The 26,680-nt window shown below is 53.5% G+C and carries 22 protein-coding genes and 1 pseudogene; 9 read left to right on the top strand and 14 right to left on the bottom strand.

The genetic code is table 11. From position 1 onward, the window contains the following. Positions 1-4: 4 nt before the first annotated feature. Together fabB and fabA are read right to left on the bottom strand one after the other, a co-directional pair. Entirely contained in the window at positions 5-1,222 is a 1,218-nt protein-coding gene (gene fabB / locus BFW38_RS14710; RefSeq protein WP_068999577.1) for a beta-ketoacyl-ACP synthase I, read from the bottom strand. Positions 1,223-1,236: 14 nt separating this feature from the next. Next, positions 1,237-1,752 carry a 3-hydroxyacyl-[acyl-carrier-protein] dehydratase FabA gene (fabA, locus tag BFW38_RS14705; RefSeq protein ID WP_068999576.1) on the bottom strand — a complete coding sequence of 172 codons (516 nt, stop codon included), beginning with the start codon at positions 1,750-1,752 and terminating at the stop codon, positions 1,237-1,239. Between the two features lie 570 nt (positions 1,753-2,322). Between fabA and BFW38_RS14700 the strand changes: the two genes are divergently transcribed. Next, entirely contained in the window at positions 2,323-3,882 is a 1,560-nt protein-coding gene (locus BFW38_RS14700) for a methyl-accepting chemotaxis protein (RefSeq protein WP_068999575.1), read from the top strand. 14 nt (positions 3,883-3,896) lie between these two features. Here the strand turns inward: BFW38_RS14700 and BFW38_RS14695 are convergent, their stop codons facing one another. The 9 genes from BFW38_RS14695 to BFW38_RS14655 all read right to left on the bottom strand — a co-directional run bounded on the left by BFW38_RS14695 (position 3,897) and on the right by BFW38_RS14655 (position 12,750). Next, positions 3,897-4,502, bottom strand: a complete 606-nt coding sequence (locus BFW38_RS14695; RefSeq protein ID WP_084004685.1) for a DUF2878 domain-containing protein — start codon at positions 4,500-4,502, stop codon at positions 3,897-3,899. Continuing rightward, the gene (locus BFW38_RS14690) at positions 4,480-5,838 is read right to left on the bottom strand and encodes an SAM-dependent methyltransferase (protein WP_068999574.1); all 1,359 of its coding nucleotides are present in this window, start codon (positions 5,836-5,838) and stop codon (positions 4,480-4,482) included. The genes BFW38_RS14695 and BFW38_RS14690 overlap by 23 nt, the downstream gene beginning before the upstream one ends. 24 nt (positions 5,839-5,862) lie before the next feature. Next, positions 5,863-6,612 carry a DUF1365 domain-containing protein gene (locus tag BFW38_RS14685; RefSeq protein WP_068999573.1) on the bottom strand — a complete coding sequence of 250 codons (750 nt, stop codon included), beginning with the start codon at positions 6,610-6,612 and terminating at the stop codon, positions 5,863-5,865. Next, complete coding sequence (locus BFW38_RS14680) at positions 6,609-7,997, bottom strand: NAD(P)/FAD-dependent oxidoreductase (RefSeq protein ID WP_068999572.1); 1,389 nt, start codon at positions 7,995-7,997, stop codon at positions 6,609-6,611. The genes BFW38_RS14685 and BFW38_RS14680 overlap by 4 nt, the downstream gene beginning before the upstream one ends. Continuing rightward, positions 7,994-8,767 carry an SDR family NAD(P)-dependent oxidoreductase gene (locus BFW38_RS14675; protein WP_068999571.1) on the bottom strand — a complete coding sequence of 258 codons (774 nt, stop codon included), beginning with the start codon at positions 8,765-8,767 and terminating at the stop codon, positions 7,994-7,996. The genes BFW38_RS14680 and BFW38_RS14675 overlap by 4 nt, the downstream gene beginning before the upstream one ends. 55 nt (positions 8,768-8,822) lie before the next feature. After that, positions 8,823-9,251: a nuclear transport factor 2 family protein gene (locus BFW38_RS14670; RefSeq protein WP_068999570.1), complete on the bottom strand. Its 429-nt coding sequence runs from the start codon at positions 9,249-9,251 to the stop codon at positions 8,823-8,825. 71 nt (positions 9,252-9,322) lie between these two features. Then, positions 9,323-10,747, bottom strand: a complete 1,425-nt coding sequence (phrB, locus tag BFW38_RS14665) for a deoxyribodipyrimidine photo-lyase (RefSeq protein ID WP_068999569.1) — start codon at positions 10,745-10,747, stop codon at positions 9,323-9,325. Positions 10,748-10,794: 47 nt separating this feature from the next. After that, on the bottom strand, positions 10,795-11,733 hold the full coding sequence (locus BFW38_RS14660) for a MerR family transcriptional regulator (protein WP_068999568.1): 939 nt from the start codon (positions 11,731-11,733) through the stop codon (positions 10,795-10,797). A 57-nt stretch (positions 11,734-11,790) separates the two neighbouring features. Continuing rightward, positions 11,791-12,750, bottom strand: coding sequence for a YbgA family protein (locus BFW38_RS14655; RefSeq protein WP_068999567.1), 960 nt, complete (start codon positions 12,748-12,750; stop codon positions 11,791-11,793). A gap of 448 nt (positions 12,751-13,198) precedes the next feature. Here BFW38_RS14655 and BFW38_RS14650 point away from each other — a divergent pair, with 448 nt between their 5' ends. Genes BFW38_RS14650 through BFW38_RS14640 form a run of 3 tightly spaced genes read left to right on the top strand, consistent with a single transcriptional unit; the run spans position 13,199 to position 16,032 of the window. Continuing rightward, positions 13,199-14,176, top strand: a complete 978-nt coding sequence (locus BFW38_RS14650) for a TRAP transporter substrate-binding protein (protein ID WP_068999566.1) — start codon at positions 13,199-13,201, stop codon at positions 14,174-14,176. 8 nt (positions 14,177-14,184) lie between these two features. Beyond that, positions 14,185-14,763 carry a TRAP transporter small permease gene (locus BFW38_RS14645; RefSeq protein ID WP_069000515.1) on the top strand — a complete coding sequence of 193 codons (579 nt, stop codon included), beginning with the start codon at positions 14,185-14,187 and terminating at the stop codon, positions 14,761-14,763. A gap of 12 nt (positions 14,764-14,775) precedes the next feature. Further along, positions 14,776-16,032, top strand: coding sequence for a TRAP transporter large permease (locus BFW38_RS14640; protein WP_069000514.1), 1,257 nt, complete (start codon positions 14,776-14,778; stop codon positions 16,030-16,032). 128 nt (positions 16,033-16,160) lie between these two features. Here BFW38_RS14640 and BFW38_RS18255 read toward each other — a convergent pair. Continuing rightward, positions 16,161-17,120: pseudogene (locus tag BFW38_RS18255) on the bottom strand (LysR substrate-binding domain-containing protein). A 224-nt stretch (positions 17,121-17,344) separates the two neighbouring features. On the opposite strand from BFW38_RS18255, the gene BFW38_RS14630 reads away from it, so the two are divergent. From BFW38_RS14630 to tkt, 5 genes are all read left to right on the top strand, one after another. Beyond that, positions 17,345-18,190: a transketolase gene (locus BFW38_RS14630; RefSeq protein ID WP_068999565.1), complete on the top strand. Its 846-nt coding sequence runs from the start codon at positions 17,345-17,347 to the stop codon at positions 18,188-18,190. Further along, positions 18,187-19,224: a transketolase family protein gene (locus BFW38_RS14625; protein WP_068999564.1), complete on the top strand. Its 1,038-nt coding sequence runs from the start codon at positions 18,187-18,189 to the stop codon at positions 19,222-19,224. The genes BFW38_RS14630 and BFW38_RS14625 overlap by 4 nt, the downstream gene beginning before the upstream one ends. A gap of 67 nt (positions 19,225-19,291) precedes the next feature. Beyond that, a complete protein-coding gene (locus BFW38_RS14620; RefSeq protein ID WP_068999563.1) occupies positions 19,292-20,044 on the top strand; it encodes an SDR family NAD(P)-dependent oxidoreductase in 753 nt (250 codons plus the stop codon). A gap of 505 nt (positions 20,045-20,549) precedes the next feature. After that, positions 20,550-21,527 (top strand): D-2-hydroxyacid dehydrogenase, encoded by a 978-nt coding sequence (locus tag BFW38_RS14615; protein ID WP_218186431.1) that lies wholly within the window; start codon positions 20,550-20,552, stop codon positions 21,525-21,527. 84 nt (positions 21,528-21,611) lie between these two features. Further along, positions 21,612-23,654 carry a transketolase gene (tkt, locus tag BFW38_RS14610; protein WP_084004682.1) on the top strand — a complete coding sequence of 681 codons (2,043 nt, stop codon included), beginning with the start codon at positions 21,612-21,614 and terminating at the stop codon, positions 23,652-23,654. A 117-nt stretch (positions 23,655-23,771) separates the two neighbouring features. Here the strand turns inward: tkt and BFW38_RS14605 are convergent, their stop codons facing one another. After that, positions 23,772-24,761, bottom strand: coding sequence for an NAD(P)/FAD-dependent oxidoreductase (locus tag BFW38_RS14605; RefSeq protein WP_068999562.1), 990 nt, complete (start codon positions 24,759-24,761; stop codon positions 23,772-23,774). A gap of 130 nt (positions 24,762-24,891) precedes the next feature. Further along, a complete protein-coding gene (locus tag BFW38_RS14600; RefSeq protein WP_068999561.1) occupies positions 24,892-26,679 on the bottom strand; it encodes an IlvD/Edd family dehydratase in 1,788 nt (595 codons plus the stop codon). Between the last annotated feature and the right edge of the window lies 1 nt (position 26,680).

Below are 26,680 nucleotides of genomic sequence, written 5' to 3'. Positions count from 1 at the left end.
GGGCTCATCCTTGGTAACGCTGGAAGACGAGGCTGGCGTTGGTGCCGCCAAAGCCGAAGCTGTTGGACATGACGCGGTTGAGGGTGACGCCATCACGACGTTCGGTCACGATGTCGAAGCCTTGGGCTTGTTCATCCAGTTCGGTGATGTTGGCGGAGGCGGCGATGAAGTCATTTTCCATCATCAGTAATGAGTAGATGGCTTCTTGCACGCCGGTCGCCCCCAGGGAGTGACCGGTCAGCGATTTGGTGGAGCTCATCGCTGGGGTCTGATCACCAAACAGTTCGCGTACGGCTTGTAGTTCCGCGACATCGCCCACCGGGGTGGAGGTGCCGTGGGTGTTGATGTAGTCAACATCGCCGTCGAGCTGGGCCATGGCTTGGCGCATGCAGCGCGCTGCGCCTTCGCCGGAGGGCGCGACCATATCGTAGCCGTCTGAGGTGGCGCCGTAGCCGACCAGTTCGCCATAGATCTTGGCGCCGCGGGCTTTGGCGTGTTCCAACTCTTCCAGTACCAGCATGCCACCACCGCCAGCAATGACAAAGCCATCACGGCTGGTGTCATAGGGGCGTGAGGCTTGCTCTGGGGTGTCATTGTACTGGGTGGAGAGGGCGCCCATGGCGTCGAAGAGGCAGGACAAGGTCCAGTGCTCTTCTTCTCCACCGCCGGCAAAGACCACATCCTGTTTGCCCAGCTGAATCATTTCCATCGCATTGCCGATGCAGTGTGCAGAGGTCGCACAGGCAGATGAGATGGAGTAATTCACGCCTTTGATTTTGAAAGGCGTCGCCAGGCAAGCGGAGACGGTACTGCCCATGGTCCGAGTGACTCGGTAGGGGCCAACCCGACGTAGGCCTTTATCACGCATGACGTCAGCCGCTTCGACTTGGTTGGCTGAGCTGGCACCACCGGAACCGGCAATTAAACCGGTGCGTTCATTCGAAACCTGCTCTTCGCTGAGTCCTGAATCTTCAATGGCCTGCTGCATAGAGAGATAAGCATAGGCCGCGGCATCGCCCATGAAGCGCTTTAGCTTGCGGTCGATCAGGTCATCCAGGTTCAGGTCGATACTGCCGGCGACGTGGCTACGAAAGCCTAAGTCGGCATATTCCTGCTTAAAACGGATACCTGAGCGCCCTTCGCGTAGGGCCTCAAGGACTGTCTGTTTGTCCGCACCCAGGCAGGAGATCACGCCTAGACCGGTAACAACAACTCGTCTCATCGGCACCTCCTCGTTCAAAAACCGCTGGTACTGGTGAACAGACCGACACGCAGATCTTTGGCGTGGTAGATCTCACGATCATCAACGGAGACTTTACCGTCGGCAATCGCCATGATCAGTTTGCGGGTCACAGTCCGTTTAATGCTGATGTTGTAAGTCAGTTTCTTCGCTTCAGGGAGAACCTGACCGGAGAATTTAACTTCGCCGCTGCCGAGTGCGCGACCGCGCCCCGGATGGCCTAACCAGCCCAGGTAGAAGCCGACCAGCTGCCACATGGCATCCAGGCCCAAGCAACCCGGCATGACGGGGTCGCCCGGGAAGTGACAACCGAAAAACCACAGGTCTGGGTGGATATCCAGCTCAGCGACGACTTCACCTTTGCCGTAGGTGCCGCCTGTTTCGTTGATGTTCACGATGCGGTCGAGCATCAGCATGTTGGGCGCTGGCAGTTGGGCATTACCCGGGCCGAAGAGTTCGCCACGGCTGCAAGTCAGCAGCTCTTCGTAGGTGTAGGCGTGCTGTTTGGTCACAAATACGATCCTGATGGGTTGATCGAAGGATGATGCATAGTCGTTATGCATTGTTGTTCAGAGCGATAGTTTAATGCTTGTGGCGCTTGATTGCACCCGGCGAGGTAATAGGTCAGGCCTATTCTTCAACAGATCGCCTATTATTCAAGCTTGCAATAAATAACATTGCATGAATTTAGACGCTGCTATGATCAATATCATTGTGTCGCGATGTTGTTTAGTATGTGTAAATTTTACATGGATGTGGCCTTGATGCGCTTTGTGACGATATCAATGGCATCGGTGTTAATCGCGTTAAAGTCAATATCGCGGCTGTGACAGCATGCGTGTAGACCTCTTGTGATTGCGCACTGATGCACTGTTCTGCGGTCTAACATCTGGATGGCGCTCTAACCTTTGATTAAGTGCTGCGTTTAAGCTCACACACTGATGAGTTTAAGTGCTCAAGCTTTAGTGGACTTTGAACTGAAGTGGGCTTCGAACTGAAGTGGGTTTTGAACTGAAAGGTGGGCTTTGCGGCCTATTTTTCTCATGTTTTTTTATTGTTATGGACTCTGATTTAACGTTGCTATGAAGATTAATCACCCGGTGACAGATCGTGAACAGCCACTGAATCAGGATGATCAGTTGGTTTCAACGACAAACCTGAAGGGCATGACCACTTATGCCAACCAGGATTTTCGACGTATTAGCGGTTTTTCTAATGATGAACTGGTAGGGCGTAATCACAATATTGTGCGCCATCCAGATATGCCGCCGCTGGCGTTTGCCGATCTTTGGCAGCGGCTGAAAAAAGATGAATCTTGGATGGGGGCGGTGAAAAACCGCTGTAAAAATGGCGATTATTATTGGGTGGATGCTTACATCTCGCCCATTTATGAAAATAACCAAAAGGTCGGTTATCAGTCTGTTCGGGTGCAGCCGAGCGAGACGTTAAAACGGCGAGCGGATCAGGTCTATTCGGCGATTAATAAGGGCCGTCAGAAAGCGCCGAAAAAACGTCATTCCCTTATGCAGATGACCCTCGGGGCATTGCTCTTGCAGAGCTTGCTGTTGGTCGCTTTGCCCTCCTTGGGTTGGGGCGTTACGGCGCAATCAATGGCGGGTGGTGTCTTAGGGCTTTTGGCCGTCGGTTTTATCGGCTGGCGTTTAGCACCGCTTCAGCGCTTATCGAGAAAGGCCCGCGAGGTGATTGATAATCCGGTGACCCAACAGGTGTATACCGGTCGAATGGATGAGCTCGGTGAGCTAGAGCTGGCGTTATTAATGCAGCATGCGCAGCTGCGCACGGTGGTCGGCCGGGTGGAAGACGCGACTCATGAATTGGGGCAGGTCGCACAAGCGACGGATGAAAGTGTTCAGAGTGCTTCTGCCGACAGTCAGGATCAGCATCATCGCTTGGATCATGTGGTCAGTGCGGTCAGTCAGTTGGTGAGCAGTATTCATGAAATCGAAGCCCAGACGCAGGAAATTGGGCAGGCGATGCAGACGATGAATGAGCAGACTCAACAGGGCCAGCAGCAGATCGGTTCCAGTGTTGATATCGTCGAGCGTTTATCAGCACAGCTGGCTGAAACCTCCCAGGGGATTGAGGCGCTCAAGGCTGAAGCCGATAGCATCGGTGATGATGTGCGTGCGATTGCCGATATTGCGGATCAAACCAATCTGCTGGCGTTGAATGCTGCGATTGAAGCGGCGCGTGCGGGTGAGGCGGGTAGAGGTTTTGCGGTGGTGGCGGATGCGGTGCGGCAGTTGGCGCAAGATACTCAAGGCGTGACGGAGACAATCACCGGTCGGATTCAGGGTATTCAGCGACAGGTTGAAGTGGCGGTTGAGCAAATGCAGACCAGCCGTGATGAGGGCACTGTCAGTGCCGAGCAAATCCGTGCGACTGGCGATGTGCTGACGACATTAACGCGGGCGGTCGATGATGTGGTGGTTGCGAGTGAGCGGGTCGCGTCAGCGATTGAGCAGCAGGCCAGTGCCGGTGATGAAGTGTCTGAGCATTTGGAGTCGATTCGGGAGCTGGCTCAAGCAGGCCTGACCCGAGCGGAGGCATCTTCTCAGAGCGTGGCTCACCTGTCCCAAGAAGTGAAGCGGATGCAGTCGCTCTCACGTGCTTTTCGGTAATAATGAAGCCCGCTTTAATGATTTGATTCGGCCGATGGAGTCTGTTGACCTGAATGGGCATAGCGAAGCAACGCTGGGGTCAGCAGGGCCCAGATGAAGCCGAAGATGAGTATTGACCATACCGCACCCAAAGGCAGCGCTGCCGCGCCCAGGGTGCCTCCCGCCCAATAACTGCTGGCGCCGCCTAGAGCGCCTAGCCCCGCCGCTAATGCTGGGTGTGGCGCGAGCCAGTCCAATGCGTGGCGCAAGGTGGTGGCAAACAACAGCCACAGCAACATCAGCCAGGGCGGAATCCAGGCTGCCTCCCAGTCTGGAAAGGTGATGACCCCGAGGTGCATTAATCCGGTGTCGATCAAGCTGCCCAATAACGCGACTTTGAATAGCAAACGGGTCTCGGCAACACTTCCCCAGAGTGCGAGATGTACTCCGACCAAGGCCAGAGCCAAGAGTAACCCCGGGCCTTGCCCCATCAGAACGCAAGTCCACCAACCGAGTTGAAACAACATCGCATTGAGTAACCGCCGATAGCGCTGTAGGGGGGTCACCGAAACCTCTGCCTGGGGCGTGCTATTCTGGTGTTTGTTCTTCTGGTGCTTGTTATTCTGGGGCTTGAAGTTCATAGTTGAGCGGTGCCTCCAGCGAACCTAATAGTGGTGCGCGACGGTTATTGGGCATGGCTAAGAGGAGTTGGCTAGTGCCGATGGCTCTTTCTTGAAACCCGCCTTCGCAGTAGCAGAGATAGTAGCGCCACATGCGAATAAACCGTTCGTCATACCCTTGCTGGCGGACAGCCTCTAATTGATCTTCGAAGCGTTCGCGCCAATCCCGCAAAGTGCGGGCGTAGTGAACGCCGATTTCTTCCTGGTGCAGCAAGTTAAGTGCGGTATGGCGTGTGAGTTGGCTCAGCAAGGCGGTGAGGCTGGGCAGGAAGCCGCCGGGGAAGATGTACTTTTTAATAAAGTCGACTTCTTTCAGTGCAAAGCGGTAACGCTGGTCACGCATGGTGATGGCTTGGATCAAGGCTAAACCGTCGGGTTTTAAATGGCGCTCTAGGGTCTGTAAGTAGGTGGGCAGATAATGATGGCCCACCGCTTCGATCATTTCAATCGACACCAGTTTGTCGAACTGGCCTTCTAAATCGCGGTAATCCTGAAACAGCAAGGTAATGCGGTCCTCAAGCCCGGCCTCGGCGACACGTGCGCGGGCGTGCTCGTATTGTTCCCGAGAAATCGTTGTGGTGGTGACATTGCAGCCATAATGCTGGGCCGCATATAACGCCAAGCCGCCCCAGCCAGTACCAATTTCTAACAAGTGGTCTGTTGGCGTTAGGGCGAGTTTTTGGCAGATCCGATCAAGTTTATAGGTGGAGGCTTCTTCCAGCGTGGCGTTTGCATGGGGGTAGATCGCACTGGAATACATCCGGTGGTCGCGATCGAGGAATAAAGCAAACAGCTCGTTCCCCAAATCATAGTGAGCGCTGATGTTGCGTCGAGCGCCTTTTCGGGTATTGCGGTTTAGGGCGTGTAGCAGGCGCGTGAGCGGGGCGCCAAAGCGTTTAAGCGGGTGGTCCAGTTGCTGATTCACTTGTTCGACATTGGTTGCCATGATGCGCACCAATGCGGTGAGATCATCACAAGACCAGCGGCCATCCATATACGCCTCGGCAGCAGCCAAGGTGCCGCCAAATGCAATATCGCGCCACACTGAGGGCTCATGTAGGGTCAGGTGGGCCTTCAGTGGCGCATCAGGTTGCCCCAGTAGCCACTGGCTGTTGCCGTCATCAATTTCCAGGCAGCAGCCATTCAGTTGTTGCATCAACTTCAATGTTTGTTGGCGGGCAAAACGTGTCAGTCGGCTATACGTCATGGTTGTGGTCGGAGAGAGCGCATTCGGTGACGCTGTTGATGTTAATGAGGTTGAGCACTTTGTCTCGGGGCCAAGAGATTCTGCTTTCATGGCATTGCCTCCAGTGCTGGCAGATTAGTGCTTGGTTGAAGTCGAGCGGCCGGGGTGATCATAAATCGGAGCTCGTTTTAGCCACAGGCGTAGGGCTTCAAAGTGGATCGCTGCGATCACTTTGAGGCTCATCCAAGGGTGGCGACACATCAACCGGGGGGTGCTAAAGCCTAAGTCGTCACGCCGTTCCAGGCTGAGCGTGGCATCAAAGGGACGTTGGCCGTCTGGATCGATGTTGTCCATATGCATGTCGAGTCGATCGCTGGGGGTATTGAATCGCCAGCGATACTGCTGTGCCATTGGGTTGAATGGCGAGACATGCATCTGCTTATCAAAGAAGGCCTGATGATGAGATTGTGTCGGATCGCACAGATGCACATAGGTGTGTCGTTCCAGCCAGGGGGTGTTGCTGACTTCACCGACAATCGCGATCAATTGAGATGCCTCGTTAAAGCAGTAATAGAGGGTGATCGGGTTAAAGCAAAGGCCGCCCATACGCAAGTTAGTGAGCATTCGCACTGGCCCTTGGGGGCGCTGCCCTAATGCCGGTTCAACCTGATCCAACACGGCTTGTTTAAGGGGCTGATCGACGGGCCCGAGGTAATCACTACGTTGGAATCTAAGCCAGCGCCAACGTCGGTTGAGTGGCAATGCCGGCAGCTCGTCCAAATCAATCCAGGCCATAAACAGCGCATAGCTGAAGTGGTGGCGAATAGGGCTAAAGCGCCGGTGCCGGAGTGTGCCGGTCATGAAGCAGCTGGCCGTGGGGGTCATGTGGCCACCGTTGTGGTTTGTTGGCCGCCATGTGGGTCGTGGTGGGCATGCAAGGGACAACCCAGCGCTTCGGCCACTTCAATCGCACTCACCACGCCATCTTCATGAAAGCCATTGCCTCGCCAGGCGCCGCAGTACCAAGTGCGTTGCTGCCCATTGAATGCTTGGATTCGCGCCTGCGCTTGTAAGCCCTCCAGGGTGAAAACGGGATGGGCATAATGAAAACGACCCAGCATCCTCTCCGGGTCAATGAAAGGGCTGTCATTAAGCGTGACGCAGAAAGTTTCCGGCGCATTTAAACCCTGCAGAATATTCATGTTGTAGGTCAGACTGACCAGCGCATCGTCGTTCTGATCGGGGGGCATGCGGGCAGGATCGCGCCGCCGGTAATTCCAACTGGCCCAGGCCAGCGGTCGTTGGGGTAATAGGCGGGTGTCCGTATGAAGCACCACTTCATTGTCCTGGTAGGGAATCGCGCTCAACGCCTCGGTTTCTTCTGCGCGCGGGTCGGCCAGCAGGGTCAGAGCTTGGTCGCTGTGACAGGCCAGGATCACCTGGTCGAACTCGTGCTGCTGAGTCTCGGTCTGGACGGTGACTCCCTGCGCATGTCGCTGCAGACGACGCACCGGCGTACTGAGGTGAATCTGGTCAGCAAAACGGCGTGTCAGGGGTTCGATATAGGCGCGTGAGCCGCCTTGAATCACGCGCCATTGGGGGCGGTCATTGACGCTTAATAAGCCATGATTGCGGAAGAACCGAATGAAAAAGTGCAGCGGGAATTCACTCATGGCCGTCAGCCCCGATGACCAGATAGCGGCGCCCATGGGCACAATATAATCCTGAATAAAGGCCTCACTATAGCCTTGGCGTTTAAGGTAATGGCCTAGGGTTTCATCAGGATCGAGTTGGCCCTGATCAAGCGCCTCAAGGGTCTCACGATTAAAGCGCAGAATATCCCTTAGCATGGCCCAAAAGCGCGGCCGCACAAGATTACGGCGTTGAGCAAACAGGGTATTTAAGGTGTTGCCATTGTATTCCAAACCGCTTTGTTCGCAGCTAACAGAAAAGCTCATTTCGGTCGGCTGGCTGGATACGCCAATTTGCTTAAGCAGTTCAATGAAGTTGGGGTAAGTCCAGTCATTAAAGACAATAAAGCCGGTATCAATGGCCCACTGTTGGCCTTGCAGTGAGACATCCACCGTGGCGGTATGGCCACCGAGACGATCGGCGGCTTCAAAGACGCTGACATGATGCTGCTGACTGAGCAGGTAAGCGGCGGTGAGGCCGCTGATGCCAGAGCCAATAATCGCAATACGCTGACCGGCTTGATTTTGCTGAGCATCATCCGGTTCGTGCTGCGGCGTTGTGGGTTGATAAGCCGTCATGAACGTACCATTTTTCGAGTGAGCCAAAACCGCAGTGACAAGGGAAGTGCGCCCAGTGCTTGCACCAAGGCCACAAAAAAACCAGGAAAGCGGACTTGCCGCCGATGTTGCTCAAGACCCCGCTGAATATGGGCTGCGGCGGTGTCAGCATCGACTTGCATGGGCATGGCGAAGTCATTGCGCTCGGTGAGCGGAGTCTCGACAAAGCCAGGATAGACCACACTGACATCAATCCCCTGTGGGCTGAGGTCATTCCGTAGTGATTCGATAAAGTGGCTGACAGCGGCTTTCGATGCCCCATAGGCTTCGGCACGGGGTAAGGGGCAATAGGCGGCCGCGCTTGAAACCGCCATCAGTAGCGGATCTCGCCCTTGCCGCAATAACGGTAAGCTGGCTTCAATGCAGTGCACGAGCCCCATCACGTTGGTCTCCATCACATGGCGGACCAGTGTGCTATCAAACTGGCGAGCGTCTAGATATTCACAGGTGCCGGCATTCAACACGGCGGCATCCAATGCGCCCCAGTGCTGTTGGATCTGTGTGCCTGCGGCCTGCACCGCAGCCAGGTCGGTGATGTCTAGCGGTAATACCAGGGTTTGTGAGGCTGGGGCGGTTTGAGCAATGGCGTCTAGAGGTTCTCGGCGGCGTCCGCTGAGCACTAAACGATAGCCTTGGCGTAGGAGACGCTGAGCCACGGCAGCACCAATGCCGCTACTGGCGCCGGTGATCCAAATGCGGGCGTCGGCGGGCAAGCGATTGGTTTTTGCCATCATCCACCTCCTGTTGCGTAAGCATTGTTGGCTTGTACCTGTACCTTGACGGTGGTTACCCCATACGCTGGCGGATATACCGAATCAAGGCCCCTACCCACGGTAGTTGTTCATACAGCATGGCACCTGCATCAAAAAAATCTTGGTGCTGAATGACTTTGTCATCGGCCCAGTCCAGTCGACTGCAGCCCTCGACTTGTACCGGGCGTCCGCGATTGAGTTTGGGGTGGACTAATGTCATGCACCATTGCGCCCAAACCCTTGATCCACAGATATCCGCCTCACTAAAGTCAAAATCGATTGCCTTGACTTCGGCATACAGCTCATCAAAGTAGCTGATCAGTGCGGTGAGCCCTTCGATACGATGAAAGGGATCAGTGAAGGTGATCTCGGCATGATAGATCTGACCTAAATCGCATGTAGAAGTTTTGTCTAGTTTTTTGTAAAAGTCAAAGAAAGCTTCAACCTGTGCTTGGGTGGGCATTGATCCTCTCCTGGCGACAGGGTTATCGAATCGATAGTGGTGAATATTTTTAGTCTAAAACACGCTTATTTTCAGGTTTTTTCTACTTTTATCGCATCGAATGCATGCATGACACGATCGCGTGCTTCTTTAAGGTCAACGCATGGATGGGGATAGTTCAGCTGATCACATTGAGATGTTGGCGGCTGATGAATCGATTTATTCGAAAGGCTGTGTAACTCGGGTATAAACTTTCGAATAAACTCTCCCTGGAGGTCAAAGCGCTCAGATTGTCGGTAGGGGTTGAACAAACGGAAATATGGGGCGGCATCGGTACCGGTCGAGGCGGCCCATTGCCAGCCGCCGTTGTTAGCGGCGAGATCGCCATCGACCAGGTGCTGCATAAAAAACTGTTCACCCAGGCGCCAATCAATCAAGAGGTGTTTGGATAAAAACATGGCGGTAAGCATCCTTAAGCGGTTATGCATCCAACCGGTTTGCACTAGCTGGCGCATGGCGGCATCGACTAGAGGGAATCCTGTTTGACCCGCTTGCCAGCGCGAGAGCCCTTCTGGGTCTTCCCGCCAGCTGAGCCGCTCCGTTTCGGTTTTGAACGCGCGGTAACGACAGACTCGGGGGAAGCCCGCCATAATGTGTCGATAGAATTCTCGCCAGACCAGCTCTGCCACCCAGCGTCCCGGCCCATCTTTGCCGGTTGGGACTTGCCCTTGGGTGTGGGCCATCACGGCTTGTAGACACTGGCGAATGGATACCGCCCCCAGCGCCAAATAAGGCGACAAGGTGCTGGTGCCTTCAACGGCGGGCAGATCCCGCTGTGTGTCATAGTTGATGAGATGCTCATCGACGAAATGATCCAGGCGTGCCAATGCGTGCTCACAGCCCGCCGGCCAAAGTGTTGAGGCGATCGGGCTTTCCCATCCTGGTAATTGTGTGGGCAAGGGGTCATGTTCGACTGGGCCCGATTGATGGTTAGGGGCAGGTAGGGGCGTGAGATCCACTTCGAGAAGGCGTGAAAGCCAGCGCTTGTAGAAAGGCGTAAAGACGGTGTAGTAATCGCCTTGTCCTGTCAGTAGTTGGCCGGGCGCGAAGAGTGTTTGGTCTAAGTAGCGGTGAACGGAATAGCCAGCCGCTTGGAAAGCGGTCTCAACCGCATCATCACGTATGCGTTCATCCCACTCGTATTGATCATTGAAGCGAAGGTGCGTGATTTTAAGCTGGCGGGCCAGCGCCAGCAGGGCCTCAGGAACGGCCGCAAAGTCATCCACTTGGCAAACTTTGAGGCTGATGCCGGAGTCTCCCAGGGCCTGCTGCAAGGTCTTGAGATGGCGCAGCAGTAGATCGACTTGAACCGGGGCGCGATCATGCTGCTGCCATTGCTTGGGGGTGAGGGTGACCACCGCCGTGACCGGGCCATGCTGTGAGGCATCATACAAGGCTGGGTTATCCATCACTCTCAAATCATGTCGGAGCCAGACCAGTTGCGTTGACGCTGTCATGGCATACTCCTTGTGTGGTCCGTGAGGTTGATGATTGGACGACGAAATCAGGTGTCATCGGCCACTTTCAACCAATGTTCGATTAAGCTCATGTCCAGCTCCGGCCAGCAGGAAATCGGCACATGACCCAGTTCCGTTTGGTGGATGACGGCGCTGCTGCCGGACAAGGCTAAACCACACGGCAAGTGCTGGGTCAGTTTCAGCAGTTGGCGTTGCTGCTCAGCATCCAAGTGTGTTTCGCCGACTAACACCAAGCCCATAGGCTTTAAGCGTTCGGCCAGTAACGGCAGATGGGACAAGTTCACGGCATCATCCAACCAGTGCAAACGCATCGGGATATCCGCAATGCGTAACAGTTGTAGCCAGTAAGCCGGGCCTTGTGGGCTGCCTAACGGCACCATCAACAGACGGGGTTGATGGTGCGATTGATGCTGACGACGTTGGTACAACCGTGCCGAGATGCGGGTGTGTAATACGGTCGTGAATAGTTGGCGCTCAATCTCTGCGCCCATGTGATCCTGCCAGCGCTGACGAAGCGCCGAAAGTAGGGGTTGCCATAGGTGTTCATCTGCGGTGGTCGGCGGGTACACCGACAGGACTTCGTTAAAGAGGGCATCCAGCACTTGTTCATCCAAACGCGTCACTGCTTGGAAGGCTCTTTCCTGCAGTCCTGCCCATTCACTTTGAACATTGTTCGGGGGGGCGATCTCTGGTGAGGTGTGAAGGGGCTCACTGCGCTGCTCCAACAGTTCCCGCACTTGGCTTACGGGAACGCCCCGGTTTAACCATTGTAGAACGGTTTGGATCCGTTGGATCTCACTCTCAGCATAAAGGCGATGCCCCTTGGGCGTACGTTGTGGCGTGATCAAGCCATAACGGCGCTCCCAAGCGCGTAAGGTGACGGGATTAACCCCAGTCAAACGCGAGACTTCGCGAATGGGATAAAGCGGCTGTCCGTGACTGGTCGTCAGTTTATTCATAGTCATGAGTGTATCGTTGTGCGGATGAGCGCGCATTGCTCACAGGGGCGAGCGTGCGTCAGATTAAATGGCATTGCGTAATCCAATCTCAGCGGGATGAGGCGCTAAGTAGCCTGTTAAGGCAGGGTAAGCCTGCGCCTGATGGATCATATGGTGCTGTAATAAGGTTACCGGAACGATTAACGGAATTTGACCGGATCGATATTGCATGATGATGTCAGCCAATTGTTGGCGCTGAGAGGGGGCTAATTGCGAGCTGATAAACCCCTGAATATGTTGCAGTACATTGGTGTGGCCCTGACGGTTGGCGGGCTTGGCCAGAGCTTGCATGAAGGTCTGAATGTAGCGCTCTGCCTGTGATTTGATCTCGTTCTGACCCGCTTGCGCGACCAAAGGCCCCAATTGCCGATAGGCCGATTGTGAATGGGCCATCAGCAGGTATTTGTGGCGGGTGTGAAAATCCACCAACTGGCGGCTATTCATGCCTTGGTGTTGGCAACTGCGCCAGTCATGCCAGATCAATACCCGATTAATAAAGTTTTCACGCAGCCCAGGGTCATTTAAACGACCTTCTTCCTCGACCGGCAGCAGCGGATAGGCCTGCATGAGCGCTTGCGCAAAACGGCCTTGTCCGGTTTGCGCTTGGGGGTGACCTTGAGCCGTATAGACCTTGACTCTTTCCATGCCGCAGCTAGGCGATTTACGCATCAGAATGAAGCCAGAGAGGTGGTCGAGCTTGGGTAAAGTGGCCTCAATGTAGGCGTCGATCGCATCGGTCACATCCGTTTGACTGCGGGAGCTGATTAATCGTGGCGAATGGGCTTCACCGACCAGCCGAATGGATTCCCTCGGCGTGCCTAGGCCGGCCCCCATTTCGGGGCATACCGGCTGGAAGGCAAAGTAATCGGAGAGTACACCGGTGCAGAAAGTCGAGTGCTTGTGGCCGCCATCGTAACGGACCGGCTCACCGAGTAAACATTGGCTGATACCGACCTGGATGGTCGCGGGGTCAAAGGCTGTCATGAAAGGCCCCTCCTGCACGATTAAACGATACAAGTCTTGTACAAATATGATCAAGCTGTCAATTTTTTGTGATTTGATCACGCCGCTTGAGCGACAATCGAATCACAAAAAAGGGTTGAGCCGACTCAGTAAGGAAGAGACCCTCATGGGCAGCGTAAGGCGGAATAGGGTCAGGTGGGTGTTCAAGTGAGTGATGGGGATAGGAGTGAAGGCGTGAATGCGATAAAGCAGGCCTACCCCGTTGTCTCTTCATTATGAACGTTAAACCAAATATAACCGTTAAGCCTAGCTTAACTCTTATTTAAGAGTGCCTTATTGAATTCATCGGGCGTTATGTCAAATATAGGGTTTGGTCGCTACCATAAAAATACTGAAATTGAGGCGTCCAATCGCAGAAATACGATTCATTCGCGGGAATATAATAAGTCCAATACCCCTGGAGTCTGTCATGAAATCAACCACCTACCGGTTCCTGGCTACATCCCTATTGTCTGTAGGCTTGTCATGCGCGCATGCCCAAGCTGATGAGCTTATCTTTGCCCATGGGGCCAATCCGGGTAATCCTCGCTATGAAGCGGCTCAAGTGTTTGCCGCGATTGTGCCTTCTTGCTCAGCGGATTTAACGGTCAATGTCGCGCCTTCGGCAACGATGGGTGATGATGCTGAAATGCTCACGTCAGCCACCGCGGGCATTATTCAAATGAGCGCTAATTCCCAAGGTACACTGGCTCAGATCGTACCGGAGGTTGGTGCACTGGGTTTACCGTTCCTGTTCAAAAACGAAATGGAAGTCTGGCGTGTGTTAGATGGCCCTATTGGTGAGGCGTTAGACAAAAAAGCGCAAGAATCCGGCCTGAAAATTGTGACGTTCTGGGATAACGGATTTCGCAATGTCACCCTAACCGACCATTTTGTGAAGGAGCCCGCCGATTTACAGGGTGTCAAAATCCGAACACCACCGGATCAAGTGTCGATTGATATTTTCAAAGCGCTTGGCGCCAACCCTGCCCCTTTGGCTTGGAGTGAGCTGCCGACTGCTTTGCGCAGTGGCACTTTTGATGGCCAAGAAAACCCGCTGACGAACATTTACTCGGCTAAGTTGTATGAAATTACCCCTTATATTTCGCTGACCGGTCATCAGTATCAGAGCACCCCTGTTGTCGCAGGGCTGGGCTGGTGGCAGTCGCTATCGGAAGATGACCGGCAATGTGTGACGCAAGCCGCGCAGCAGGCTGGTTGGTTCCAGCGCGGGCGTAACTTCATCATGAATGAGAACCTGAAGACAGCGATCAAAAATGAAGGCGGCAAGTTTGCTGAAGTCGATCGCGCAGCTTTCGTCAAAGCGACGCAACCTGTGTATGACAAGTATCAAGCTCAATTAGGTGATTTTGTCAGTGAGTTGCTTCAGGCGACGGCGGGCGAGTGATGAATGCGATGAACCCTTCTTCAGTTAATGAGCGGGCTCAAACCGTGTCGGAGCGTGAAGGCTCCGGCACCGTGAGGCGCTGCATCCAATGGCTGTCCGCACTGATTAATGTGTCTGGTGGGGCTGTAGTGGTGGTCTCCTTGGTGACGATGTTCCTCGTGGTTTTGGTGAATGTCGTGCTGCGTTATTTTTGGGGGAGTGGCATTACTTGGGCCTATGAATTGCCGTCTATCCTATTTCCCTGGTGTGTGGCCGGAGGCATTGTTATGTCAGCGGTACAGGGGCGGCATATTGCGGTCGATGTGCTGGTCGAGTTATTGCCTTCATCCATGCGGCGAGTCTTGCAGGTGTTGGTCAACCTGTTTGTCAGTTTGGTCTCGGCTGGGGTGGTGTATTACGCCATGCCAATTATTAAGGCTTCGCAATATAGCCGATTGGCGGAAACCGGTATCCCTCAGGTCTATGGCTACAGCAGCTTGGTGTATGCGTTTTCCATGGTGAGCTGTATCGGATTATTGGCCGCGATTAACCATCTGTGCGGTGGACGCCTTGAAGCCCGTGACCCTACCGTCACTCACTATAGTTGAGGTGGCATGACAATGATGTCGATATTGATATGGTTTTTCCCTCTGTTGCTTTTGCTCGCAGTGCCGGTCGCTTTTGCCATGATTGGAGCTTCTGGGGTGGCGCTGTTAATTGAAGGGAAGTCTTTAGCGGTGCTCGGACAGCGGCTCTATACGCCGACTCAAAGTTTTCCCATGTTGGCGATTCCCTTTTTTATTCTGGCCGGTAGCTTAATGATGTCTGGCCGGTTCGGTGAGCATTTGGTCGCGTTTGCGCAGCTGCTTGTTGGTCGGTTCCGTGGTGGAATGTGTCACGTCAGTGTCGTCGGTTCGGTGATGTTCGGTGGGGTGTCGGGTTCGGCGGTGGCGGATGCTTCGGCCTTGGGTAATGCCTTAATTCCAGTGCAGAAAAAACATGGCTATCCGGCTGGGTTTGCGGCGGCCGTGAATGCAGCTTCATCCACCGTTTCGGTGCTGATTCCACCTTCGATCCCGTTGATCTTGTATGGTCTGGTGTCTGGCACCTCGATGATTGATTTGTTCGTTGCGGGGATTTTGCCCGGTGTGTTGTTAGGTGTCGGGATGCTGGGACTGACTTGGTTTGCCGCTGTTAGGCGTGGATTTCCTGCTGCTGAAGTGGTCGGCGGGTGGCGCAAATGGTGGTCTGAGTTGAGGCATGCTTTTCCGGCTTTGTTAATGCCGGTTTTTGTCATTGGTACGCTGCGCTTCGGGATTGCGACACCGACAGAAGTCAGTGTGATGGCGGTCGCGTATGCCGTTATCGTGGGTGTTTTGATCTATAGGGATATGACGTGGTCGCATATTCTGCGTGCGATTCTTGAAACGGGTGTGATGACCGGTGCCGTCATGATTATCATCATGGCCTCCTCCATTATTCAGTGGATTATGACACTGGAGCAGGTGCCTCAAGCGTTGGCTATGTGGGTGACCGCATCTTTGTCAGACCCTTGGCAAGTTATTCTAGCAATGAATGTGATCATGCTGCTGGTCGGTACTTTCCTTGATTTACCCGCCGCGGTGTTATTACTTGGGCCTTTATTTACTAGCATTGCCGCCGCGATCGGCTTAGACCCGGTTCAGCTGGGGCTTATGATGGTGGTGAATTTGGCGATTGGTCTTTATACCCCGCCAGTGGGAACAACCCTTTATATTTCATCAGGCATTGCCAAAACGACCGTAATCTCAGTAGTTAAAGAGCTGGTACCTTTTTACCTGCTGGCGATTGTGGTACTGGCCTTAATCAGTTACGTCCCGGCTTTGACGTTTTATTAAGCCGCGTGGACTGCGTCTTAAGGTGATGAACTTAATGACGTCGTGCAGCGTAACGGTGCCCACTGTGTGAGTGAAGCCTATTACGCGTGACCTATTACACGTGATCTAGTGGCCGCTTAAATGCGGCCTTATTTGGGTCGGGTGATGTTGTGAAAAACATCTAGGGTGCAGTGAGTGTTAAGCCCATGTTGATCGAGAAATGACAACATCTGGCGTTCGTGTTCGTCCGCTGCCGCCAGAAGCCAGCGTTTAAAGACCTGTACCAATTTACGGCTTTGGTGGCGGCTGGGACTGACAATCCAATAGGCTGGAAACCGCACGACCTCCAATGAGGGCGTTAACGGGACCAGTGTGCCATCGAACAGCTCCTTCTGTGCCAGTGTGGTGGATTCCAGCACTACACCAATATTATTCACCGCTTGTTCCAATGCCATTGAAGATCGGTCAAATCGGAGTGCTGCGGAAGCAGTTGATCGCTTGATGCGCTGGGCAGTTAGCCAATGATCCCATTACACCACGGCTTTTACGCTATCAATCAAGCGGGCATGGCTAAGTAAAATGCGTTCGTCATGCCCGTGTGCCTGATACAACTGTTCACGATAAGCAGGGCTGCACATCGGCATCACATAGTCAGACAAAATCAACTCGCAATGCAGCCCTTCCCATGTGGTGGGCCCATAACGGATATCGAAATCGACGACCTCGCGATCAAAGTTTGAAGGATCGGGGCTTGCGTCAATCCGTAAATCCCATTCTGGGTTTTGTTGAATAAAGTCGGCCAAGCGAGGCCCCAGCCAGCGTACCGCAAAGCTGGGCATCATCCGGATAATCAACTGATGGCTTTCGCGTTGCCGGGAGATGGTCTGACGGGCATGGCGTAACATGCTAAAAGCGGACGTGGCGGCAGCAAAGAGTTGTTCCCCTTCCAGCGTTAAGCTCAGCTGTCTTTTATCTCGGCGAAATAAGCTCACGCCCAAGACTTCTTCTAATAACTTGATTTGTTGGCTCACCGCGGATGATGACACCTTTAAATCGTCTGCGGCCCGGGCAACGCGTCCGTGCCGTGCCACGGCTTCAAAATAAATCATGCCATTCAGGCTTGGATCTCGTGACATAGGCTCTCAACTTTTTGTCTTTATTTTCAGTTAGTTATAAGAAATAAAACGGTGTTGACCGAGTGAGTTAAGTATAAGTTAACAACCGTTTAAGAGCATCTTATTGAACCTGAGGTGCTGCCGTTGGACATTGGGGCTTGTCAATATTCATCGATGAAATCAATCCATGTCTAGTAATGACAAAAAGAGAAATCAAAATGACGACTGGAATGAATGGTGTGAAGCCTAGCTTAGAACGACGGGCTTGGAATATAAGGCATAAGTCGTTGCGGATGGGGGCGGTACAGAAGCAAGGATATATTGGACAGGCACTAGGCATCGCCGATGTGCTGGCAGTGTCTTACTTTCATGCATTGAATTATCGGCCCGATGATCCTGAGTGGGAAGGTCGGGACCGCTATTTACTCTCCATTGGGCATTATGCGATCGCCTTATATGCCGCCTTGCTGGAAGCTGAGGTGCTTCCGGAATTCGAGTTAGAAACTTATGGCACTGATGACAGTCGGTTGCCGATGTCCGGGATGGCGTCTTATACCCCGGGTATGGAAATTACCGGCGGTTCTTTGGGTCATGGTTTGGGGATTGCCGTGGGCATGGCGTTAGGGCTCAAGCGTAAATCATCCGATGCCTTTATTTATAACCTTATGTCAGATGGTGAGTTGGGCGAAGGATCTACCTGGGAAGCGGCGATGTCGGCCAGTCATCATCAATTGGACAACCTGATTTGTCTCGTCGATTTCAATAACCAGCAGGCCGATGGTCCCTCAACCGAGATGCTGTGCTCTGAACCTTTGGAAGATAAATGGCAAGCCTTTGGCTGGTATACCCAACGGGTTGACGGTAATGACATTGAAGCATTAGTCGCGGCTTTTGATAAAGCGCGCCAACTGAAGAGCGCTCAACCTCGGGTGATCATCTGCAATACCCAGATGTGTAAAGGCGTTCCCTTTCTGGAAGCACGTGAAATCACACACTTTGTGCGCGTTGAATCTGATGAGTGGACAAAAGCCTTACAAGTTCTTGAGGAGAGGAAACCGGCATGACATTAAGTCGACGAAGCTCCAAGTGGGAGCCCAGGCACCCTGTTGCGGAAGATCAACGTCAACTGACCTCCGCCATGATCGCGTCACTCTCTGCTGAAGGGATGCCCACACGTCATGCGCCCTTTGGACATGCGCTCAAGTCGCTGGCGGCCAGCCGGGACGATATTCTGGGGCTGACAGCAGATTTAGCTAAATATACCGATCTGCATGTGTTTGCTGAGGCTTATCCTGAACGTTTTTATCAGATGGGCATGGCTGAGCAGGTCATGATCAGTGCGGCAGCGGGTTTGGCGAAAGAAGGGTTTACCCCTTTTGCCACAACCTATGCGGTCTTTGCGTCTCGTCGAGCCTATGACTTCATCTGCATGGCGATTGCTGAAGACCGTTTGAATGTGAAGATTGTCTGTGGTCTTCCCGGTTTGACCACTGGCTATGGGCCTAGCCACCAGGCGACCGATGATCTCGCGATTTTCCGTGCCATGCCTAACCTTACCATCGTTGACCCTTGTGATGCGCTGGATACTGAGCAGGCCACTTATGCCGTTGCTGCGCATGACGGGCCTGTTTATATGCGGCTGTTGCGAGGCCAAGTGCCTATGATGCTTCACGAGCACGAGACCTATCGCTTCGAATTGGGACGTGCTCAGCTGCTGCGCGATGGTCAGGATGTACTTTTCATAACGTCTGGATTTATGACCATGCGCGCGCTTGAGGCGGCTGAGGCTCTGGCGAAAGATGGCATTGAGGCTGGTATTTTGCACTCGCCCACCATCAAGCCGCTAGATGATGCGACGATTTTGCAACACTGCAGAAAACCGGGTCGTTTAGTGATTACTGCAGAGAACCACTCGGTGATTGGGGGACTTGGCGAGGCGGTGGCCAGCACTTTGATGCGGCATGGCGTGACGCCGGCATTTCGTCAGATTGGGTTACCCGATGAGTTCTTGGATGCCGGCGCCTTACCCGTGTTGCATGATCAGTACGGTATTTCGACCAATGCGGTGATTCGCCAAACCAAAGCCTGGCTGAAATAAAGACCGGCCATTACATCGATCAATCATCCTGTTGATGATGAACAATAATGATAAGAGTGAGCGAAATATGAGTTTATTAGCGGGTAAGTTTGCAGTCATTACCGGGGCTGCGTCTGCGAATGGTCTGGGACAGGCTACAGCTCGATTATTTGCCGAACATGGGGCCACAGTTGCCATTTTAGATTTGGATCAGCAGGCGTCTGAGAAAGCAGCCCAGGCGTTAGGGAATCAACATATTGGGCTGGCTTGTGATGTAACGCAAAAGTCTGTCTGTTTGCAAGTGGTGGAGACGTTATTAGCGCGCTGGGGGCAGATTGATATTCTGGTTAATAATGCGGGGATCACACAGCCCGTTCGTCTCTTAGATATTGAACCCGCCCAATATGATGCCGTTTTGGATGTGAACTTGCGGGGTACTTTATATATGAGCCAGGCGGTGCTTCCCCATATGAAACAGCGTCAACAAGGCGCTATTGTCAATATGTCTTCGGTGTCGGCTCAGCGCGGTGGCGGGGTGTTTGGTGGTCCTCATTATTCAGCCGCTAAAGCCGGTGTGCTGGGGCTCACTAAAGCGATGGCACGAGATTTTGCAGCTGATAATATTCGCGCCAATGCGGTTTGTCCGGGATTTATTGCCACAGATATTACCGCTGGCAAAATGACCGATGAGATGTATAGCCAAGTGCTGAACGGTATTCCCATGGGACGGGCTGGCAAGGCTTCTGAAGTCGCGGGGTGTTGTCTCTTTCTCGCCTCTGATCTATCGGCATATGTTACCGGCTCAGAAGTCGATGTGAACGGTGGCTCCTTAATTCATTAACGGGTGATATGACTGATCATTGGTCGTGTACCTTGGGCCTCAATAACCGGGGCAAGTCCCCGGTTATGGTATCTAGGCGCGGTCAGCAAAATGTCTGTGCTTGACAATACGATGTTAAAAATCGGCTCAGAATACTCATTGACAACATGTCAACGGTGTTTATTTGCCCATTTTTACCTCGTTTTGCCATCATGCATCGACTGTTTAAAATAGGCCCTAGGCTTTGCTTGATTACGTTTTATTTGTTCAGTTTTAATCCTTTTTGAATTTCTTTTTTTTGATAACTTTAGGTCTGATTATTTTTTATTTGCTTGGATTTGATTTTTCCATTTGATGCATGTGTAAAAAAGTATGGTCTTTAAAATGCTGATTATTTTATAGGATGTTCAAATTTTGTCGGTTTTATCTGTAAGTGTGAGATTTGAGTGTGAGATTGGGGTGGTTATATGAGGCTGGTTTTGTGAAGTTCATATAGCCCTATCATGAATATAAAAATAAGGGTGTCATGATGATGAAGATTGTCTTTTTAGACCGGGATACGATTGGGCCTTCCGTCTATTTAAATCAGCCCCCATTTGATCACGAGTGGATCTGCTATGAAGCCACGCGTGAGGATCAAGTCGTAGAACGACTGCAAGGGGCGGATATTGTGATTACGAATAAAGTCCCCCTTCGCCGAGAGACTCTCGTCCAGTTGCCATCGCTCAAGCTCATCACCGTCGCAGCGACCGGTTACGATGTCATTGATATTGAAGCATGCGAAGCGCTCGGTATCACCGTGTCCAATGTTCGAGGCTATGCGGTCAATACCGTGCCTGAACATACCATCGCGTTGATTCTGGCGTTGCGTCGCTCCTTGATGGGCTACCGGCAGGCGGTTATTGAGGGGCGTTGGCAGCAAGCCGGCCAGTTCTGCTTTTTCGACTATCCGATTCGTGATTTGTCAGACACTCACATTGGTATTATTGGTGCGGGTACTTTAGGGCAAGGTGTGGCTCGACTGGCTGAAGGCTTGGGCATGCGGCCGCTTTATGCTGAGCACAAACAAGCCACGCAGATTCGTCCGGGATATACCGCTTTTGACCAGGTACTCAAACAGGCCGATATTTTGACCTTGCATGCCCCGTTAACGGCGCAAACACGTCACCTGATTGCCTTGCCCGAGCTTCGTCAGATGAAATCAGAGGCGTTATTGATCAATACCGGGCGTGGAGGCTTGGTGAATGAGGCGGATTTAGTCACTGCTTTGGATGAAGGGTTGATTGCCGGGGCAGGGTTTGATGTGTTGACGCAAGAACCGCCACACGCTGAACAACCGCTTCTGGCTTTACTGGAGCGTCCCAACTTTATTTTGACTCCTCATGTAGCCTGGGCCAGTGAAGAAGCCATGCAAGCGTTATGGCAACAAGTGATTGACAGTATTGAAGCTTTCCATGCCGGTGAGCCGATCCGGACTGTTACGCCGCCCCGCCGTCAGGATTGATTAAGTGATATTCGTGTGATGTCACATACGCCGTATTGATCCGGACGTCTTTCTCCACTGGAATTTGAATGGATGTGACCCCTGATGTCGACTCATCATTTACAACAAGATTTACAATCTCTGCCCCAAGATTTGCAACCGCAACGACAAAACTTGCAACCGTTGGCACATGCCATCCGTTTTCTCTCTATTGATGCCATTGTGAAAGCTCAAGAGGGTCATCAAGGGGTGCCGTTGGGTATGGCTGAAATTGCCACTGTCTTGTTTACTCAACACCTGAAGTTTCATGCTGCTGACCCCGAATGGCCAGATCGTGATCGGGTCGTGCTCTCTAATGGTCATGGTTCAATGCTGCTGTATTCATTGCTCTATCTCACTGGTTATGAAGCGATCAGCTTGGCACAGATTAAAACTTTTCGTGAGCTGGGCTCACGTTGTGCCGGTCATCCAGAGCGCTCGGTGGATGCAGGTATTGAGGTCACCACAGGGCCGCTTGGACAAGGTATCGGTAATGCTTTAGGTATGGCGGTTGCTGAAGCGTCCTTACGGGCGCAATTGGGTGAGCATCTGGTTAATCACCATACCTATGCTTTTGTCGGCGATGGCTGCCTGCAAGAGGGAATGGGGCAGGAAATGATCTCGTTAGCCGGTCATCTGCAGTTGGGTCGCTTGATCCTTTTCTGGGATGACAACCATATGACGGATGACGGGGATACCCATCTGGCAGTCAGTGAAGATGTGTGCGGTCGTTTTAGAATGGCTGATTGGCATGTGGTTGAGATCGATGGCCATGACTTAGAGGCGATCTCTACGGCGATTCTTGAAGCCAAACAAGATCCTCGTCCTTCGATGATTGCTTGCCGCACGGTGATAGGGTATGGAGTGCCGCGTGTGCAGGGTACGCGAGGAGGACATAGTGCGCGTTTGACACCTGAAGATGCGGCCGCTGCCCGTCAGCAATTGGGGTGGCCTTATCCGGCTTTTGAAACGCCGGAACCGATTCTCAATCAATGGCGGGCGGCGGGTCGACGCCATGAATCATTTTACCACGATTGGCATCAACAACTGGCTGCGTTGCCTCGTCAGGAACAGGATGAATTTCAGCGTCGGATCTCGGGGGCTTTGCCGCCTGAGCTTGGTCAGTGGTTGGATGAGTATAAGCAACAAGTGATTGAAAAGGGCGATGCTTGTCCTGGCATTATGGCGTCTTCCGAGATTCATGCGCGATTAACCCCGATATGGCACGAGCGGCTGATTGCCTGTGCCGATTTGGAAGCTCCGACTGCGCATAAGCGTCTTTTGCAGGCCTTCACTGCTGAGCAGCGGACGGGGACGTATATTCACTGTGGTATACGAGAGCATGTGATGGGAGCGATGGCCAATGGAATTGCGGCCCATGGTGGGGCGATGCCTTTGTCGGTGACTTATTTGGCCTTTTCTGATTATCAGCGTGGGGCGATGCGGATGTCGGCGCTGATGAAGCTACCCGTGAAGTATGTGTTCAGCCATGATTCGATCGGTGTGGGCAGTAATGGCCCGACCCATCAGCCTGTTGAAATCTTGGCGTCATTACGCGCAATGCCCAATATGTATGTGTTCCGTCCCGCCGATGCGGTCGAAGCGGCAGAGTGCTGGCAGGCTGCACTGGAATATATTACTGGGCCCAGCACCTTAGCCTTTGCTAAACAATCATTACCGTTAGTGCGCACCCAGGCGCAACCGGGCGAGAACTGTTCGAAACGGGGCGCTTACATTTTGGCCGAGGCCTCGGTGGGGACGCGTGCGGTGACCCTCTTGGCCACCGGGTCGGAAGTCTCGATTGCCTTGGAGGCCCGCGAGCAGCTGCAATCTCAGGGGATTCCTACTGCGGTTATCTCAATGCCCTGTTGGGAGCTCTTTGAGTGCCAAACGGACGCCTATAAAAGAGAGGTGCTGGGTTCGAATACGGTGCGTATTGGGGTGGAAGCGGCGCTACGGTTTGGCTGGGATCGTTACTTGGAAGGCGGTGATTTTGTCGGAATGACAGGTTTTGGCGACTCGGGGTCGGCAGAGGCGTTATATCAGCATTTCAATATCACACCTGAAGCCGTGGTGGCAGCGGCCAAAAGACGGTTAAGCCTGGTCTGAAGCCGCCGACTTAATCGCGAGTCAGTGTGACCTTGTGTGGCGCTTTTGATCTTGAGCCGTCAACATGATCAAAGGCGACCGCGGGGCGGCTTCAAAGGAGGCTAGGTGAACGCTTGGTTATTCCTGGGTGCTCAAGTGTTGGCCCAGGCGATGTCCTGAGCACCAGGCGCTTTCAACGCGGCCACCCAGGCAAGCATCACCACAGACACTCAGGCTGCCATCGTTGAGCCAATCGACCCCTAAGGCTTGCTGAGGTTTCGCATAGCGCCAACGGTGTGCACCGATCAGCCCAATTGCGGGTAACGCTTGGCCCGTGAGGGCTTGCCAATGTTCCACTAATTGAGTCTGGATGGTCTCTGGATCTTCTTCCAGGTGAGTTTGGCTCCATTGTGCGGTGGCTTGAATGATCAGTCTCGGCGGTTCACCGCGTCCTGGTTTGTGGTGTTCCCCGGCCCACCATTGAATGACGTCATCGTGCTCCGGTTGATCCCATTCACGATCCAGCGGTAGTAACTGATCAAAGGCAATATAAACCGTCCAGCAAGGCAGCATCTCGACCTGCTGAAGTGCTTGAGTCAGGGTTGAACTATGGGCGCTGAGGAGTGGGATCGATTGTGGCGATGGTGTCGCGAAAACGACTTGGTCAAACACCTGAGAGCCTAGGGTTTGCGGCGCTTCGGGATCATCACTGGTGAGGCGCCACCCTTCGGCTTCACGGTGAAGTGCGCTGATACGACAGTCATCAACGATCTCTAAGCCCTCTGCCATTTGGCGTGTGATGGCGCTCATCCGAGGAATGCCAACCCAGCGTGTTTCGTGTGCTTGATGGTCGGGGTCATCCCACTGTGCCATCACGCCTTGTTCTGCCCATTGCGCGCATTGCGCTCGAAAGGCATCGTCACGCGCGGTTAAAAACTGAGCACCAATATCAAAGGTGAAGGGCGGTGTAAGCCCGTCAGCGAGAGGCCATTGACGACGGCGGCTGGCCATGCGCCCGCCAGGGCCACGGGCTTTGTCAAAGAGGGTCACTGAATGCCCCGCATCTTGCAGGACGTGGGCGCAGGCCATGCCAGATAATCCGGCGCCAATAATTGCAAAAGTCGACATAAGACCCCTCTCGTTGGCTGAATGCATGTCTGAGATATGAGTCTAGTCTAACGCTTGTATACTGTTTGTATAGATTAGTGTTTATGGCCTCAGTGGATCTTCATTCGCGCTGGTCTCGCATTAGTCTTCGTTAGTGCGAATGCCGTGGGGCCCCTCCACTACGCGCAATGACATTCAAGTGCAACGTAGCCGGTTCCAGGCAACCGCCGGTGGACAGCTGGCCGACGAGGTCGCGATACAGTGTTTGCCAGGGTGTCTGTGACGGTGGCATTTGCGGTGTCCACTCGGCGCGACGTTGGGCGAGGGTTTCCTCATCCAGCAGCACATTCACCTTGCGTTGGTTCAGGTCAATACTGAGCCGATCTCCGGTTTGCAGGAGGGCTAACCCGCCGCCGACAGCCGCTTCAGGGGACATGTTCAAAATCGAGGGGCTCGCTGAGGTGCCGCTTTGGCGACCATCGCCCAGGCAGGGCAGTTCATCAATGCCTTGTTTGATCAGGGATGCCGGTGGTGCCATATTGACCACTTCAGCACTGCCGGGATAGCCCACAGTGCCGGCGCCGCGAATCACCAAAATACAGTGCTCATCAATCTCTAATGCTGGATCATCAATGCGAGCGTGATAATCCTCTGGGCCGTCAAAGACAATGGCGCGGGCTTCAAAAGTGTTCTCTTCGCCTGGGCTGGAGAGGTAGGCCTTGCGAAAGGCATCGCCGACCACGGACATTTTCATGATGGCGCTATCAAAGAAGTTGCCGCTAAGGACGATAAAGCCGGCATTATGCTTCAGCGGTTCATCATAGGTATGGATAACATCCGGATTATGATTTTGAGATTGCTCGGCGATGTTGCCGATGGTACGCCCGCTGACCGTCATACATTGGGGGTGAATCTTGCCTGCTTTGGTCAGCTCATGCAGAACCGCCGGTACGCCACCGGCACGGTGAAAGCCTTCGCCCAGATATTGACCTGCGGGCATACAGTTGGCCAGTAGCGGTACTTTCTCACCGACCCGTTGCCAGTCATCCAAACTCAACTCCAGCCCCATATGGCGGGCAATCGCAATTAAATGGGGTGGGCAATTGCTGGAGGCGCCCAGTGCTGAGGCGACGGTAATGGCATTTTCAAAGGCTTCATGGGTCATGATCTTGGAGGGGCGAAGATCTTCCCAGACCATCTCACAGATCCGTTTGCCTGTGGTATAGGCCATTTGCCCGCGTTCGCGGTAAGGCGCTGGAATACTGGCGCAACCGGGCAGTGACATGCCTAAGGCTTCTGCCAGCGAGTTCATGGAAAGTGCGGTGCCCATGGTGTTGCAGTGACCAATCGACGGTGATGATGCCGTCGTCATCTCCATAAAGTCTTCGTAATCAATGGCGTCAGAGGCCAAGAGCTTTCGTGCATGCCAGATGACGGTGCCTGAACCGACCAGCTCGCCTTTGTGGTGGCCGTCCAACATGGGGCCGCCTGATAAGACGATAGCGGGGAGGTCAGTGGTGGCTGCGGCCATCAGACAGGCGGGCGTAGTTTTATCGCAGCCCGTCGTCAGCACCACGCCATCCAGTGGGAAACCGTGCAGAATTTCGACTAACCCCAAATAAGCCAAGTTGCGATCTAGGGCGGCAGTGGGGCGACGGCTTTGTTCCGCCAGCGGATGAACGGGGAACTCCATCGGTATGCCACCGGCATCTCGAATACCGGCTTTCACCCGTTCCGCCAGTTGTAAGTGGTGGCGATTACAAGGCGCTAGATCGCTGCCGGTTTGTGCAATACCGATAATCGGTCGCCCTGATTGCAGTTCCTCACGGGTCAGGCCGTAGTTCATAAAGCGTTCAACATAGAGTGCAGTCATATCCGCATGCTGCGGGTCATCAAACCACAGCTGGCTGCGTAAACGCGGTTTTTCTGGCTGACTCATG

Source organism: Terasakiispira papahanaumokuakeensis (genome assembly GCF_001709345.1).
In the GTDB taxonomy this organism is placed as follows: Bacteria; Pseudomonadota; Gammaproteobacteria; order Pseudomonadales; family Halomonadaceae; genus Terasakiispira; species Terasakiispira papahanaumokuakeensis.
Note: the sequence above shows the minus strand (reverse complement) of the source record. Positions and strands in the feature narration are given on the sequence as shown.

Excerpts from the sequence above, each read along its gene's own strand:
- fabB (WP_068999577.1), bottom strand. The coding sequence starts at position 1,222 with ATGAGACGAGTTGTTGTTACCGGTCTAGGCGTGATCTCCTGCCTGGGT.
- BFW38_RS14700 (WP_068999575.1), top strand. The coding sequence starts at position 2,323 with ATGAAGATTAATCACCCGGTGACAGATCGTGAACAGCCACTGAATCAG.
- BFW38_RS14695 (WP_084004685.1), bottom strand. The coding sequence starts at position 4,502 with ATGAACTTCAAGCCCCAGAATAACAAGCACCAGAAGAACAAACACCAG.
- BFW38_RS14690 (WP_068999574.1), bottom strand. The coding sequence starts at position 5,838 with ATGAAAGCAGAATCTCTTGGCCCCGAGACAAAGTGCTCAACCTCATTA.
- BFW38_RS14685 (WP_068999573.1), bottom strand. The coding sequence starts at position 6,612 with ATGACCCCCACGGCCAGCTGCTTCATGACCGGCACACTCCGGCACCGG.
- BFW38_RS14680 (WP_068999572.1), bottom strand. The coding sequence starts at position 7,997 with ATGACGGCTTATCAACCCACAACGCCGCAGCACGAACCGGATGATGCT.
- BFW38_RS14675 (WP_068999571.1), bottom strand. The coding sequence starts at position 8,767 with ATGGCAAAAACCAATCGCTTGCCCGCCGACGCCCGCATTTGGATCACC.
- BFW38_RS14670 (WP_068999570.1), bottom strand. The coding sequence starts at position 9,251 with ATGCCCACCCAAGCACAGGTTGAAGCTTTCTTTGACTTTTACAAAAAA.
- phrB (WP_068999569.1), bottom strand. The coding sequence starts at position 10,747 with ATGACAGCGTCAACGCAACTGGTCTGGCTCCGACATGATTTGAGAGTG.
- BFW38_RS14660 (WP_068999568.1), bottom strand. The coding sequence starts at position 11,733 with ATGACTATGAATAAACTGACGACCAGTCACGGACAGCCGCTTTATCCC.
- BFW38_RS14655 (WP_068999567.1), bottom strand. The coding sequence starts at position 12,750 with ATGACAGCCTTTGACCCCGCGACCATCCAGGTCGGTATCAGCCAATGT.
- BFW38_RS14650 (WP_068999566.1), top strand. The coding sequence starts at position 13,199 with ATGAAATCAACCACCTACCGGTTCCTGGCTACATCCCTATTGTCTGTA.
- BFW38_RS14645 (WP_069000515.1), top strand. The coding sequence starts at position 14,185 with ATGAACCCTTCTTCAGTTAATGAGCGGGCTCAAACCGTGTCGGAGCGT.
- BFW38_RS14640 (WP_069000514.1), top strand. The coding sequence starts at position 14,776 with ATGATGTCGATATTGATATGGTTTTTCCCTCTGTTGCTTTTGCTCGCA.
- BFW38_RS14630 (WP_068999565.1), top strand. The coding sequence starts at position 17,345 with ATGACGACTGGAATGAATGGTGTGAAGCCTAGCTTAGAACGACGGGCT.
- BFW38_RS14625 (WP_068999564.1), top strand. The coding sequence starts at position 18,187 with ATGACATTAAGTCGACGAAGCTCCAAGTGGGAGCCCAGGCACCCTGTT.
- BFW38_RS14620 (WP_068999563.1), top strand. The coding sequence starts at position 19,292 with ATGAGTTTATTAGCGGGTAAGTTTGCAGTCATTACCGGGGCTGCGTCT.
- BFW38_RS14615 (WP_218186431.1), top strand. The coding sequence starts at position 20,550 with ATGATGATGAAGATTGTCTTTTTAGACCGGGATACGATTGGGCCTTCC.
- tkt (WP_084004682.1), top strand. The coding sequence starts at position 21,612 with ATGTCGACTCATCATTTACAACAAGATTTACAATCTCTGCCCCAAGAT.
- BFW38_RS14605 (WP_068999562.1), bottom strand. The coding sequence starts at position 24,761 with ATGTCGACTTTTGCAATTATTGGCGCCGGATTATCTGGCATGGCCTGC.
- BFW38_RS14600 (WP_068999561.1), bottom strand. The coding sequence starts at position 26,679 with ATGAGTCAGCCAGAAAAACCGCGTTTACGCAGCCAGCTGTGGTTTGAT.